The 14,771-nt window shown below is 35.7% G+C and carries 10 protein-coding genes; 4 read left to right on the top strand and 6 right to left on the bottom strand.

Annotated features, from left to right (window positions below):
* Positions 1-143: 143 nt before the first annotated feature.
* The 4 genes from CWS31_RS11455 to CWS31_RS11440 all read right to left on the bottom strand — a co-directional run bounded on the left by CWS31_RS11455 (position 144) and on the right by CWS31_RS11440 (position 5,197).
* Entirely contained in the window at positions 144-1,880 is a 1,737-nt protein-coding gene (locus CWS31_RS11455) for a bifunctional protein-serine/threonine kinase/phosphatase (protein WP_101345634.1), read from the bottom strand.
* A 95-nt stretch (positions 1,881-1,975) separates the two neighbouring features.
* Positions 1,976-3,487 carry an MFS transporter gene (locus tag CWS31_RS11450; RefSeq protein WP_101345635.1) on the bottom strand — a complete coding sequence of 504 codons (1,512 nt, stop codon included), beginning with the start codon at positions 3,485-3,487 and terminating at the stop codon, positions 1,976-1,978.
* A 267-nt stretch (positions 3,488-3,754) separates the two neighbouring features.
* The gene (locus CWS31_RS11445) at positions 3,755-4,648 is read right to left on the bottom strand and encodes a S1/P1 nuclease (RefSeq protein ID WP_101345636.1); all 894 of its coding nucleotides are present in this window, start codon (positions 4,646-4,648) and stop codon (positions 3,755-3,757) included.
* Positions 4,649-4,720: 72 nt separating this feature from the next.
* Positions 4,721-5,197: an acyl-CoA thioesterase gene (locus CWS31_RS11440; RefSeq protein WP_101345637.1), complete on the bottom strand. Its 477-nt coding sequence runs from the start codon at positions 5,195-5,197 to the stop codon at positions 4,721-4,723.
* A 1,295-nt stretch (positions 5,198-6,492) separates the two neighbouring features.
* Here CWS31_RS11440 and hemE point away from each other — a divergent pair.
* Complete coding sequence (gene hemE, locus CWS31_RS11435; RefSeq protein WP_101345638.1) at positions 6,493-7,560, top strand: uroporphyrinogen decarboxylase; 1,068 nt, start codon at positions 6,493-6,495, stop codon at positions 7,558-7,560.
* Positions 7,561-7,725: 165 nt separating this feature from the next.
* Here hemE and CWS31_RS11430 read toward each other — a convergent pair whose 3' ends face one another.
* Positions 7,726-9,006: a sensor domain-containing diguanylate cyclase gene (locus tag CWS31_RS11430; protein ID WP_246143496.1), complete on the bottom strand. Its 1,281-nt coding sequence runs from the start codon at positions 9,004-9,006 to the stop codon at positions 7,726-7,728.
* Between the two features lie 243 nt (positions 9,007-9,249).
* Positions 9,250-9,600, bottom strand: a complete 351-nt coding sequence (metJ, locus tag CWS31_RS11425; protein WP_101345640.1) for a met regulon transcriptional regulator MetJ — start codon at positions 9,598-9,600, stop codon at positions 9,250-9,252.
* A 470-nt stretch (positions 9,601-10,070) separates the two neighbouring features.
* On the opposite strand from metJ, the gene metB reads away from it, so the two are divergent.
* The 3 genes from metB (at position 10,071) to CWS31_RS11410 (ending at position 14,583) form a co-directional block, all read left to right on the top strand.
* Positions 10,071-11,228: a cystathionine gamma-synthase gene (gene metB / locus CWS31_RS11420; protein ID WP_101345641.1), complete on the top strand. Its 1,158-nt coding sequence runs from the start codon at positions 10,071-10,073 to the stop codon at positions 11,226-11,228.
* A gap of 162 nt (positions 11,229-11,390) precedes the next feature.
* Positions 11,391-12,767, top strand: a complete 1,377-nt coding sequence (locus tag CWS31_RS11415; protein WP_101345642.1) for a hypothetical protein — start codon at positions 11,391-11,393, stop codon at positions 12,765-12,767.
* A gap of 283 nt (positions 12,768-13,050) precedes the next feature.
* Positions 13,051-14,583, top strand: a complete 1,533-nt coding sequence (locus tag CWS31_RS11410) for a bifunctional GNAT family N-acetyltransferase/carbon-nitrogen hydrolase family protein (RefSeq protein ID WP_101345643.1) — start codon at positions 13,051-13,053, stop codon at positions 14,581-14,583.
* Positions 14,584-14,771: the final 188 nt, after the last annotated feature.

Raw genomic sequence — 14,771 nt, 5'->3', positions numbered from 1 at the left:
AAGTATTGATGAATTCGATAACGGTAAAATAAAGGATAACAGCTAGCTAATAAACTTTCGTAAAAGCCCTTCAAGTCTAAAAGCTTCAAGTCTAAAAGAGAGTAACTTTAGCCCTATTTTAGACTTGATTAATTAACTTTTAATTAAAATACCAATGCCACAATAAAAGCGACAAACCAAACTCCAGACATCACTTGCCAAAACAACAGTGGGTTTTTATCCATTAACGCGGCGTTGTGAGTAGTTTTATATTTAGAGTTAGGAGTTTGCAACTCATGCATTAATTCTAATACATCTTCGTGACGACGTTCAGCGTTGAAACGTAAACCTTTTTTAATCGCACCATCTATCCAAATAGGCACTAAAGGGTTTTCATCAAAACACGGCGTGTATTTGGTTTTTAAGTAATCTTCACTGGTTCTACATTTACTAAGTTTTCCTGAAAATGGCTCTTTTCCTGTTAGCATTTCATAGGCAAGTACTGATAAAGAAAATACTTCAGATTGAATAGTACTTTTGCCAGTAATAACAACCTCAGGCGCAGAATAACCAGCAGTACCTAAAATTCCGGGCTCGTCTAGCGGAGTGGCTATTTCAGCAATACCTTTGCTATAACATGAGCCAAAATCGATAATGGTAGCTTCACCATTCTTATCAATCATAATATTACCGGGTTTAATATCTTGATGTAAGATTTCACGCTTATGCATCGCGCGTAAACCTTTACTAATTTGATCGAGAATATAAACCACATCTTGAACCGCGGGTTTTGGGTTTTCTTTTATCCATTGCTCGAGTGTACGACCTTCAATGTATTCAGTTAAGTAATATAACCATTTTTTATCGCGGTTATTTTCTATTACTTTTACGACATGAGGATTTGATATACGACTGCCCATCCAGCTTTCCATGATAAAGCGCTCTATATAGGCAAGATCGTCGTCAAAATTAACCGACGGGGTTTTCATACAATAACGTTCATTAGTGTCTACATCGCGCACTACATACACTTGGCTACGGTTATTTATATGTAAGCACTTTTCGACGCGGTAGCCATCTAAGATCACACCTTCTTCTAAATAGGGTGGAAAGGGCAGTTCAGAGAGCTTTCTGCCAACTTCACTTATTGTTTTGGTTGGTAAGCTGTCAACACGCAAAATCTGGCAACTTAAGTTATCACCACTTTTGGCAGCTAAAGCTAAAGCAATTATTTTTTCACAAGCTTGCTCAAAACAAATTTCATCATCTTCAGGTTTAAGTGCTTGTAACTCGGTAGTAATGACTTTGTGACTAATGAAATCATGAATGCCGTCAGTACTTAAAAAATAAATATCGCCTTGTTCAATATCAACACTTTTATAATCAACATCAAGTTTTACATCTAACCCCATAGCTCTAGCTAAATAAGTCTGTGTAGCGTTAACGTAAGTGCTGTGATCTCGAGTGAGCTGCTCTAAATCACCTTTTCGTAAACGATAAATTCGAGTATCACCCACATGAAAAAGGTGTGCGGTTTGTGATTTAAAGATAATTGTACTGAAGGTGCTAATATAGCCTTTTTGGGCGTCGTTATATTGTTGGCCTTGGCCGTATAACCAGCGGTTCAGTGCGGTTAACACTTGTGAAGTTGACTTTTTTACGCTCCAACTCTCAGGCGTTGAATAATAATCATAAAGAAAGTTGCGAACACAAGTTTCACTGGCTTCTTTACCTGCTTCAGCAGCGCTAACACCATCAGCAATAACGGCAACAGCGCCTTTGTTGATTAGGGTAGAGTCTTTAGGCAGCCGGATACCAATAGCATCTTCGTTCTGAGGTTTTTTACCTGCTACTGAACGTTGTGCTACTGTAAAGCTTAATTCACTTGATTGCTCTGCCATTATTCTCACCTTTGTATAAGTCGTTAAAAGTAAAGTCGCTAAAAATTAATTGACAATAAAACTATTTATTATCTATTTTGCCATCAGCGACTAAGCTAATGAACATCAATCATTTGTACTGTACCGTCAGGCATTACTTCTGCCATTTTATCTTTTGGCTCATCTAAAAATAAAGTGCAAATCACAGCAAAGGCAACGCCCGCACTAATAGTGATAAAAAATACTGACGGCGTGACAAACGAGAACACTAATAAAAACACAACTGCACCAACGTTACCATAAGCGCCAACTGTACCTGCAATTTGGCCGGTTAATTTACGTTTAACTAAAGGTACTACTGCAAATACACAGCCAGCTGCTGAGCCTAAGAAGAACGAACAAATCATCATGGTTGCAACAACTGCAGCTAATGGCCACTGTGGCGTTATCATCGACATAATAAAAAAGCCAATAGCGGCCCCACTGAGTAATATAATTAACGGTTTTTTTCTTCCTAACTTATCGCTGATCATACCGCCAGATGGACAAGAGATAACATCAACCGCAGCAAAACAAGCACCAAAAACACCAGCTGCCGCTGCCGCCACCAAAAAGGTATTTTCAAAATATTGTGCCAACATAGAAATAACCGCTAACTCTGAGCCAAAAGTTACCGCGTAGCCAATACTTAAAATAGCGACTTGTTTAAACTTGTATTGTAAAATTTCATCCACAGGAGGAGATTTCAACATATCTTTATTGACCTGGTATAATTTCCAAGACTGATAACCGATAAGCGCTAATAATAAGCCATAGATGCAGTAAGCTGAAAAATCTGTGAGTAAACCTGCGCCTGCAACTACTTCGTTCGTTGTTCCTGCTACAACACCAGAGTCTGTTACGCGCCAGGTTAGAATAGCTAATGCTGCCACCATAGGAATGTTAAACAGTAAACAAAATATAAAATCACGCTTACTGGTTAGTTCAAGACCACCCGACTTATTGGGCTTAAAGTAAGTTGAACCAACAGGCGTATCGGTTACCGCAAAATAATAAAAAGCGGAATAAAGTAATGCTATAACCCCTGTTGAAGCAATTGCATAGCGCCAACCGTCTTCACTGCCAAATAAACTAGCTATATAAACCAAACTACCAGCCCCAACAGCTGAGCCAACATTACCCATACCTTTATAAATACCTTCAGCTAAACCTAATTGATTGGCAGGGTACCATTCACTGATCATCCTAATACCAATAACAAAACCAGCGCCAACAAAACCCATTAAAAACTTCGCTAAGGCTAAGGTTTCAAATGTTTGCGCAAAAGCGAAGAAAAAACATAATACAGCGGTAGCTATTAACATCGCAGTATAAGAGTTACGAGGTCCGTACTTATCAACTAACATACCAGTAACAATGCGCGCAGGTATAGTTAATGCCACATTTAAGATAAGAAGTATTTTCACTTCAATATCTGTTAACCCCATAGTTTCTTGTATGGTTGACATTAAAGGAGCGTGACTAAACCAAACCAGAAAAGTAACAAAAAAAGCAAGCCATGTGCTATGAAGAATTTTGGCTCTACCTTGAAAGGATAAAAAATTATGTTTAAATGACGACTGACTCATACAATACCTTGTTTTGTTAATATTTTATTATTTTCTACTATTTTTATAAGTGAAATTTATTAATCTTAGCATCGCAGAGCAAAATACGAGCCACAAATTAAGTTATTGTTATTGTTGTTTATTTTATTTTTAAATAGATGTTTAAAGCAGAAATGCACCAAGAGGACACTTTTAAAAAACTATAGTGCACCACGACAAGGTTAAGTTTTAGAAGTCTTCGGCTATTTATGATTTGAACGGAGGTAAAGTGATATTTGCGGTTTTGATTTAGAGGCTTACTTCTAGCAATCGTGTTAGCCGCTTGGCTGCTTTTAAAAGTTGCTGCTCCATAAGTGGTATGTGTTTTTGTGCATAGTTATCACTTAAGGTTATTCTATTTTGAGGTTGAAGACACTCACCTCGGCTTGATAAATTACAATATTGAAAGTCAGGTTGGCGTATCAGTTGGTATGATTCATCAGCCCAACCCCATACTTGTTGATTATAAAATGGGGGAATGGAAATACTATTCCATTGCGAGTTTAATTTTGCTATCCAGTCTTTTTTAGTGCGTCTGGTCGTTTTTATCAAGCAAGTATCCCAATAACTATGTAAGTTTTTACAATAACTTTTAGTATCAGAAAAGCGTATTTTATTGCCTCCTAAATCACTGGCGTAACTTACATGCAATGGTTGATGTATATCACCCAACCAATGGCCTAAAAATAATAATGCTTGTGCTGACTCCCATGAGCGCGGATTAGCTTGTAATTGCTTTTGATGGGTGATTATTGCTTGTGGTAAACAGTTTTTACTGCATAAAGGTTTAGTTGTTATGCGTGCGAGATCTCGAGGAACATTGAAATAATGCCAACTGCTGTATTGTTTAAATTCACTTTGTTTTTTTACAGCGTCAGCCCAAGTACAGGCTTTGGCGAAAGTCATTGGTGAATCAATTTTATTGTTATTGTATTGATTGATTAAAGTTTGATGTTTTCTAGGGACTGCATGCAAGAGTTGAATAACTCGTTGTTGCTTAGCTGTAGATAAATGGTCAAAGGCCAACTGGCAAACTAGTTGATGACCAAACTTTGCTAAAGCAAAGCTTGGTTGGCTATATAAGAGTGTTGCGCTGAGCAATGCGAGAAAACAAAATGATTTACGTAGTATGTTTTTAGTCATTATGTTTATAGGTAAAGTATTTATATACTAGCTTATACCTAAGCGAATTAACGACCAAGTATTTTCGCTTAGCTAATCTACAAAAATTTCCATTTCTTCGCCAATTTTCTTACGCATTTCCATTAATCTAACGGCTGTAGCGTTTTGTTTTTTATCTGCTTCCGTTGTTGGCTTCCATTGAGGAATACTTTCAGGATGACCATTTTGATCAACGGCAACCATAATAACTATACAGTTTGTGGTTTGGCGACGATTTAATGACTTAGGATCACATGCGTTAACTTCTAAGGCAATATGCATTGATGAATTACCGGTGTAAATCACTTTCGCTTCAACTTCTACTAAGCTACCAACATGAATGGGTGCTATAAAACGAATACCACCAGCGTAAGCTGTTACACAGTAACGGCCACTCCAACCAGCAGCGCAAGCATAGGCGGCTAAATCGATCCATTTCATTACCGCGCCACCGTGAACTTTACCACCAAAATTTACATCTTGTGGCTCGGCTAAAAATCTTAAGGTAATGTCGCGTTGTGGTGCATTCATAGGTGAACTCTTTCTCGTTAATTAGTTTAATTTGGTGGATATTAGATATATTTTCAAAAATATAGTGTTAATTACTAATAAGCAAATAACATTGACTAAATATTTATATAAATTTCATGAATATTCAGCCGAAGTTGGTATTTTTTCTCGTTATTATATCGAATTATTAACAACCTGTTTTATTAAGTTATTGTATTTAATTAAATAAAATAATATTGGCGGATAACTTTTTGGCATCAACCTTACTAAAATAAATTTTTATTTTTTTAGCATTTATTTTCTGTTTTTTAGAGAGGCAATGACATTTATAGTCAGTAAAGCCTTATTTTTACTGACGCTTCTTGAAGTGGCATTTTTGCGCCATTGTAGTGCAAGATTAAAATGACATCACTAATCGCCTATATTGAAGCTCGCCTATATGAAAGTGTTATGAAGTGGGATAGGTCATGCTAAATTGAATATATATTTCTATTCAATTTAGCATTCAATTTAGCATTCAATTTGATTTACATTACATCTAATTAAAACCAAAACATTATTATTTACATTTAGCAACAATATTGATTGAACTATGAAATTGAATTTTAGGTCTTAAGTCTATATAAAGTAAAGAGTAAGAAATATGTTACCGCAAATAAAAAGGCCTTTCTCATAGAGAAAGGCCTGAAATGCTCGCATTGTGGTCTTGTGTACCAAGCTTCTTATTATTTATTTTTTGTTCACTAGCGCATTTATTTTTATTTTTATTTACTAGAACAGCTTACTTTCTTTATTATTATTATTATATTTTTTCTTGCTACTACTTATTTTTATTATTGTTTTTCTGTAGCGCAGGCATTTTATATCAAAGCATTTTTGCCATCGCAACAACTTTAATAGAGCATAAACTCCACGAATTTTTTCGTACTAAACTGGTCTAACAAGCAAACGCCGCTAAGCTGTTGATTCAAAATATGTTGATAAAAATCAACTATAAAATGGCCAAAATAAAATAAAGTTAAATAAATTGTACTTTTGTAATATGTTTGTGTATTTCTGTTATTTTGGTTAACGACGGGTTTTTCGTGTCGTGTTGATTTAGCACATAGATCAAATGGCTAGTCGGTGTTAAACTGCGCGCATAAATTCTTTAGTCACACTTTTTAATGGTCACAAATTTAAACTGTCGTGCTAATAATTAATTTAAGCAAATAAGTCTTAGTGGCATTTCAACTATCTGTACTAACAAACCTGTTTTTATTTATAGAAGATATCTAACGCGACTATCTAAGTATGAGAAATAAGAGGAACTATTGGTGACAGAATTAAAAAATGATACCTATTTACGTGCACTATTAAAACAACCAGTAGATTACACACCGGTATGGATGATGCGCCAAGCGGGTCGTTATTTACCAGAATATCGTGCGGTACGTAAAGACGCCGGTGATTTTATGTCGGTATGTAGAGATGCAGATCTTGCTTGTGAAGTAACGATTCAGCCATTACGTCGTTTTCCTTTAGATGCCGCTATATTATTCAGTGATATTTTAACTATTCCTGATGCAATGGGGTTAGGTTTATATTTTGAAACAGGTGAAGGGCCTAAATTTGAACGTCCTATTACTTGTAAAGCTGACGTTGAAAAAATTGGCATACCTGATCCAGAAGACGAATTGGGCTATGTGATGAATGCAGTACGTACTATTCGTAAAGAATTAAATGGTGAAGTACCACTTATTGGCTTTTCAGGTAGCCCGTGGACATTAGCCACTTATATGATTGAAGGCGGTAGTTCTAAAGCGTTTACTAAAATCAAAAAAATGATGTTTGCTGAACCTCAAACGTTACACTTATTACTTGATAAGTTAGCCGACTCAGTAATTAGCTATTTAAATGCACAAATTGCTGCTGGCGCGCAATCAGTGATGGTATTTGATACATGGGGCGGCGTATTGTCTCCACGTGATTATAATGAATTTTCATTACGATACATGGCTAAAATTGTTGATGGCTTAACGCGTCATAATGAAGGACGTAAAGTGCCAGTAACGTTATTTACTAAAAATGGCGGCATGTGGTTAGAGTCTATCGCGGCAACAGGTTGTGATGCTGTTGGTCTTGATTGGACTATCGATATTGAAAACGCTAAAGCACGTGTTGGCGATAAAGTAGCCTTGCAAGGTAATATGGACCCGTCAATGTTATACGCACCATTACCTCGTATTGAACAAGAAGTATCAAAAATATTAGCTGGTTTTGGTGAGGGCGGTACAGGCCATGTATTTAACTTAGGTCACGGTATTCACCCTGACGTGAACCCAGAACATGCAGGTCACTTTATTGAGTCAGTACACCGTTTAAGTAAGCCTTATCATAAGTAAGCTGTAAATTTTCAGTTGAAAATATTAGCTGAAAAGCCAAGTGATGTTATACCTAAAAGCCGCGGCTCACTTCTTATTATAGAATTGAGCCGCGGCTTTTTAATTTGTGCTGTTTGGCTATCATTTGTTAATATCGCTCAAATTTAGGCGGAAGGCTTAAACAAGTTATAGATGGCAAACTCTATTTCTGCCCGATTTTTTAGCTTGATACAAAGCTTTATCAGTACGAGACAGTAATTCATCAAAACTCTTGTCACCAGTGAGTAAACTAGATACGCCAATACTTACCGATATAGAAGCTTCACTATCCCACTCGCCAGTTATTCGCAGCTCACTTTGTTCTACCCGTATACGCTCTGCGAATTGAATTGCAGATGCTATTGATGTATTAGGTAAAATTATCGAAAACTCTTCACCGCCAATACGAGCCAATATATCTGTTTGTCGTAAACTCGCTTTAAGCTTATTGGCTACTGCTATTAATATTTGATCTCCTCCAGGGTGGCCGTATTTATCATTAATACTTTTAAAATGATCTATATCAATAGAAATGAGTGTCATTGGATGGCTATATCGTTTAGCGCGCAAATATTCTTTTTCTATATGTAGTGTAAAGTAGCGTCGATTATACAAATTAGTTAATGAGTCGATATTGGCAAGCTGTTTAAATTTCTCTTTTAGTTCAAATAACTCGGTAACCTCTGTTGAAAAGCCTATTATCGCGGGTAACTTTCCGGGTTGATTAAAAGGGACTTTAGTACTGATATAATGACAGTTATTACCTTTTTCATCTTTGACTGTCTCTTCAATAACTTGTTTAGTCTTGGTTTCGAAAACTTTCTTGTCTGAGGTGTAAAAATGATCGGCAATATTTTTGGGTAATATATCAATATCTTTTTTACCAATAATATTCGCTGCGCTATTGCCAAATAAATCTGCGGTACGGGTATTTACATATAAAAATGTACGTTCTGAATCTTTAACATAAATATGTGAATCTATGTTATTTAACATAGTGTCCAGTAAGAAACTTTGCTCGGCTACTTGTTCTTGTAGCTTTTTTTCTACTGTTATATCTGTTGAAATGCCACAAATACCAATAACATTTCCGTGAAGATCAAAAAGTGGTTTTTTAACAACTTTAAAAATACGCACTTCATTTTTAGCACGAATAAAGCTGCTTTCTTCATTCTCAACTCGTATACCCTTTTCAATAACTTCCCGGTCATTATTTTTTAATTCTTTAGAAAGTGATAAATCAAAAAAGTTTGTATCTGCAAAACCGATCACTTGATCAAGTGATTTTTCAAATAGGTTTAATACGGCTTGGTTTACATAGGTGTAATTCCCCTGTAAATCCTTGGTATAAATAAATGAATCAATACTGTCGAGCACTTGATCTTTGATGTAATCAAAATCAGCTACGGTGTTTTTATTTATACTCAATATTGTTGCCTTATTTACAGATAAAAAGAACTACTCTATAAAATTATTGTAGGTGTAATTTAATTTTACGCAGGTATAAAGAGTGCTTTTGATATTAACACATAACTTTAAAAAGTAGTATTGAGCTTAATTACATTAGTCTATCGGAGAAGTTTTAACAGAGTGTTGGTGTTTTTAGCGGTTAAAAAAAGGTACTTATAAAAGTACCTTTTTTAAATGCTCTAACTCAAAAATTATGAACGTTTATTCGTTCACATCATCAAGTTCAGCGTCATCAGTTTCATACGCACTAAAATCGGTGATGCCTTTTGCTTCGAGTAAGCGCCTAACACTTGCAGGTAACTTTTCATTGTTATCTTTTGCTAAATCTTCATCATCAGGTAGCGGTTGCCCAGTAAAAGCATGTAAGAATGCTTCACATAATAATTCGCTATTAGTAGCATGGCGAAGGTTATTTACTTGTCGTCTGGTGCGTTCATCCGTTAACACTTTGAGTACACGTAAAGGAATAGAAACAGTAATCTTCTTTACTTGTTCGCTTTTTTTACCGTGTTCGGCATAGGGATTTATGTACTCGTCATTCCACTGAGCCATGGGTATTCCTCTGTAATACTATGATAATACCAATATCACAAACTAAGTGATCATTTATACGGGTTAAAACCACTAACTACAACGTTATTTATTTAATAATTAGAACAACTAGTTATGTAAATAAATGCCTTGTATTTAATGATTTTTCCTCCGTCTAAAATAGAGCACTTAATTAATGAAATTGGTATAAGCTATTAATACTTTATATAAGTGATTTTACCTGTTGGAAGAAACCAGTCAAGTAGAAGTTTAGATGTCTAAAATTACTTGACCAAAATCAGTAAAATGTTTAGAGTTATAGACGTCCAAACATCTAAATTTATTTAGTATTATGGTTATTTAATATAGTCACTTAAATCGATACTTAAATATCTCATGATGCATGTATACATAACTATGTTTATGTCATTATTGTGTATATCATTATTTCAAAAAATCGTGTTAACACGTATTTACCAACGGAGAAGAGTATGTCGATTAAAAATATTAATACCTTAGCAGTAACTGCAGGAATTAATAAAGACGCGCATCATGGTGCCGTAGTTGCTCCTATCCACTTATCAAGTACGTACGCATTAAAAGGTTTTAATGAGAAACGTCAATTTGATTATTCTCGAACCGGTAATCCAACGCGAGCATTATTTGGCGAAACTATTGCTGAATTAGAGCAGGGCAGTGTAGGTATTGTTACTGGCACAGGTATGGCAGCGGTACATTTAATTTGTCAGTTGCTAACACCCGAAGATACCGTTGTTATTCCACATGATTGCTACGGTGGTAGTTTTAGACTATTTACCCATTTAGCTAAACGCGGTCAGTTTAAACTTATTGTGATAGATCAAAATGATCAGCAAGCTTTAACCGATGCCTTAGCGCAAAAGCCTAAATTAGTATTAATTGAAAGCCCAAGTAACCCATTACTGCGGTTAGTTGATATCGAAGAAGTTACTAAAGCTTGCCATGAAGTTGGGGCATTAGTTGCGGTTGATAACACCTTTTTATCACCAGCGTTGCAATTACCATTAACACTGGGCGCTGATATTGTTTTTCATTCAACCACTAAGTACATAAATGGTCACAGTGATGTAGTTGGCGGTGTGTTAGTGACTAAAACTCAAGAGTTAGGTGAAACTCTTGCTTGGTGGGCCAATTGTATTGGAATTACTGGCAGCGCGTTTGATAGCTTTTTAGCATTACGTGGCTTAAAAACATTACCGGTACGTATAAAACAACATCAAGAAAATGCATTACAAGTCGCTAGCTTTCTGAAAAACCACTCTGGCGTTGATGCGGTTTACTTTCCTGGCTTTGAAGATCATGCCGGTCATCAAATTGCTAAAAAGCAACAAAGTGGTTATGGCTCAATGTTAAGCTTTGAAGTTAAAGGTGGTGTTGAAGCCGTTAAAAAATTATTTGATAACTTAAGCTTATTTACTCTTGCACAATCGTTAGGCGGTGTTGAAAGTTTAATTAGTCATCCTTCTACTATGACTCATGCGGGTATGGAAATAGCCGATCAGTTAGAAGCAGGTATTACTCAGTCATTAGTTCGAATCTCTGTTGGTATCGAATTTATAGATGATATTTTGGCCGATTTAGCGCACGGGCTAGAACAAAGCCAAAAATAAGATAAAGGTTAGGCGATGACATTTATATCCTCGCCTTTAAACATTACGATATTGACTGATTTCATTTCGTAATGTTTTGTTAACTAACAGTACTTGTCTAACTATTGTTTTTAGGTATTATGACTAACATGATAGTTATTACTTACTAAACCTAGCGGTACAATGGCTAAAGACTCTCCCCACCAAACAAATTACACACGACAAATTACTTTTTTGTTAGCAAAAGTCTACGGGCGTAGTGCCGTAAAAGACTCTTTACTCGATCGTGCGATTAGTTATTTTTCTCAAGAAGAATTTCGCCCTACAGATGAACAAATCTCAGGTCAAGAACTTCAGGTTTTACAAATATTGAGTGATGAACGATATGCTAGTTTATTGGCTATTACTCGTAATATTCTTGAGTTAGCTGAAGGAGAAAATTTTGTCGAAAATAATAAAAAATCGGCTCAGTTTTTGGGAACCATTCAACTGCTTAGTCCTACAGAAGGAAAAAATGTAGCTGCCAGCAATGAACAGAGTAAGTCAGTATATAAAGCTGTATTATCACTACGTTTACTTGACCAATTAATTATTAATGGGCAAATAAGTGAGCCTTATATAAGTAAGTTTTTGGTTGGTGTATCGGCGGAGCAATATCTTAATTTCGCCTATCATGATTATAAAGCGTACAAGCGATTTATAGAGCAAGTTAAAATTCCATTAATCATGGCGGCATTATTACAAGATATTGGTAACTACCACCCAAAAGCTCAAGCGATACTGTGTGGAGAAGAAGGTAACTTAAACCCATTTAGAACACTTGAAGTTGAGCAACGCAAACAGCTTTTACAAATAAACTACAGTGAAACTATTCGATACCTTGTAGAAGGTATAGGTATGCCTACTTTTAAGGGAAATACTAAGCCTGAGCGAGATCAATTTAAGCGTGATGAGCAAGACAAGTTAGCTTTTATTAGATTACTATTAAAAACCAGTGTTAATCCTAAAGGCAGCGTTGGTAATATTTTAAAAGTGCCACAAATCTATACCTCAATAATATTATCTACCAAGGATAATTATAACTACAAATTATTGCCTCAAGTTTTTCAAGTGCTTAATAAAAATGCTGAACTTGGTGCATGTGAGCAAAGAGTTGTTGATGCGCTATATAAAATAACGGGCATGTTTCCGCAGGGTTTTGGTGTTGTTTATATGCCACATGGTGGTTTTATTGAACAAGGAGACTGTTACGAATTCGCTATCGTAAATACCCTATATCCTGATAACCCTGAGCATCCACATTGCCGTATGGCGACAAGAAAATTGGCTTATATCGGTTATGGGCAAAATATTGCGGTACCGATTCATAAAAACTTGTACTTTACACAAACCGCTAAGAAACTGGCTAGGCTAAGCAAAGCGCGTTTAAATGAAATACTAGAGCTGTTAAGTTCTAATCCCGAAGAGAGAAAAAAGTTAGATTTATTACCGCGATGTTGGCAAGCCAATGAATATTTTTCTGCTAAAATTAATCAAAAATTGTGGAACAATGTAAATTAACGACTTAATCAATTAAGTTAATTAAATAAGTTAACGCCGCGAAGTAGTTGCGGCGAGCAAAATTATTGTCATCTAGCCCTTAAATTATATTTACATTGTCATGTTAAATTCTTGCCTTTTATTAAGCTCTGTCGTATATCTAGCAATCTAGGTGTCGCGCTATATTTTATGATATTTATCTATTCATAATAATGAAGTAGAGCACCCTTTTATTCAATTAGCTCTTTAAGAATAGTCTTGAGGATTAAGTTAATTAACTAACACATAGCGGTGAGCAATAGATATGAATGAAGAATCAGAGCATAAACTTAACCTAAGACATCTAACTCTTGATGATTGGGCTGATATTAAAAAATTAATGGATGAAGTTTATCCTAGTTTGGGCGGTGCTTGGCCGGAGAAAAAGTTTCGCGCGCAACTCAAAGTCTTTCAAGATGGACAAATTTGTATTGAAGATCACGGTGTGGTTGTTGCCGCTGCTTTTAGTGTTATTGTTGATTACGATAAATTTGGCGATCAGCATACTTACGATGAAATTACCGGTGATGCGTATTTAACAACACATGATCCATTAGGTGATGTGTTGTATGGCGTAGACGTATTTGTTTCACCTGACTATCGCGCTATGCGTTTAGGACGACGTCTTTATGAAGCGAGAAAAGAGCTTTGTCAAAACCTAAACTTAAAAGCGATTGTTGCTGGCGGTCGTATTCCTAATTACGAAAATTATTCTAAGGAATTAACGCCGCAAGCTTATATAGAGCGTGTGAAAAGAAAAGAAATTTATGATCCTATTTTGACATTTCAATTGTCGAATGAATTTGATGTTAAGCGTGTGATAAAAGGTTACTTACCTGAAGATAAAGAATCTCATGGTTACGCTACTTTATTAGAATGGAATAACCTTTATTATGATCCTGAAAAATCGCCATTAATTGGTGCGGATAGAACCACAGCACGTATTGGTTGTGTGCAGTGGCAAATGCGTCCATTTAATTCAGTAGGCGAATTAATGCAACAGGTTGAGTTTTTTATTGATGCGTTATCAGACTATCAATGTGATCTTGCTTTATTTCCTGAATTCTTTAATGCACCGTTGATGGGGATCGAAAATCATATAAACTCTATCGACTCTATTAAGGCGTTAACTGAATATAGTGCGGAAATTGTTGAGTCTATTTCAAAACTGGCCGTTTCATATAATATTAATGTTATTGCTGGGTCAATGCCTGTTTTAGAAGACGATGAACTGTTAAACGTTTCATATTTATGTCGTCGCGACGGTACGGTAGAAGCGCAATATAAAATACACCCTACGCCACATGAAAAGAAAGCGTGGATAATGCAAGGGGGTAATGAATTAAAAGTATTTGATACCGACTTTGGAAAAATTGGCGTGTTAATTTGTTACGATGTTGAATTTCCTGAATTAGCGCGTTTACAGTCAGAGCAAGGGATGCAAATGCTCTTCGTTCCTTTTTGGACCGACACTAAAAACGGTTACCTTAGAGTACGACTTTGTGCACAGGCTCGTGCTATTGAAAATGAATGTTACGTTGCTATTGCTGGTAGTGTTGGCAATTTACCTAAAGTGGATGGTGCAGATATTCAATATGCACAATCAGCGGTATTTTCACCATCAGACTTTTCGTTTCCTCATGATGCGATTATGGCTGAAACAACACCAAATACTGAAATGACCCTGATTGTAGACCTTGATCTTGAAAAGCTTAATAAGCTTCAAAATGAAGGCTCAGTAAGAAACTACTTAGATCGCCGTCGCGATTTGTATAAAGTAGAATGGTTAGGTAAGTAATCGTTAAAATTGTAGTGATTTCACCTTATTTAACCTGAACTCTGGATAATGATATTAAAAACGGTTAACACGCTAGTAAAATTAACTAATGTGTTAACCGTTTTTTCGTATTTATTTCGTATTTATAAAGGAAGTTATAATGTTATAGTTTGATAAGACCATTTGGAGATGATTTATTTATAACTTCA

The organism is Colwellia echini, from assembly GCF_002843355.2.
Classification (GTDB): domain Bacteria; phylum Pseudomonadota; class Gammaproteobacteria; order Enterobacterales; family Alteromonadaceae; genus Colwellia; species Colwellia echini.
This window is presented reverse-complemented; position numbering and strand designations above follow the sequence as displayed.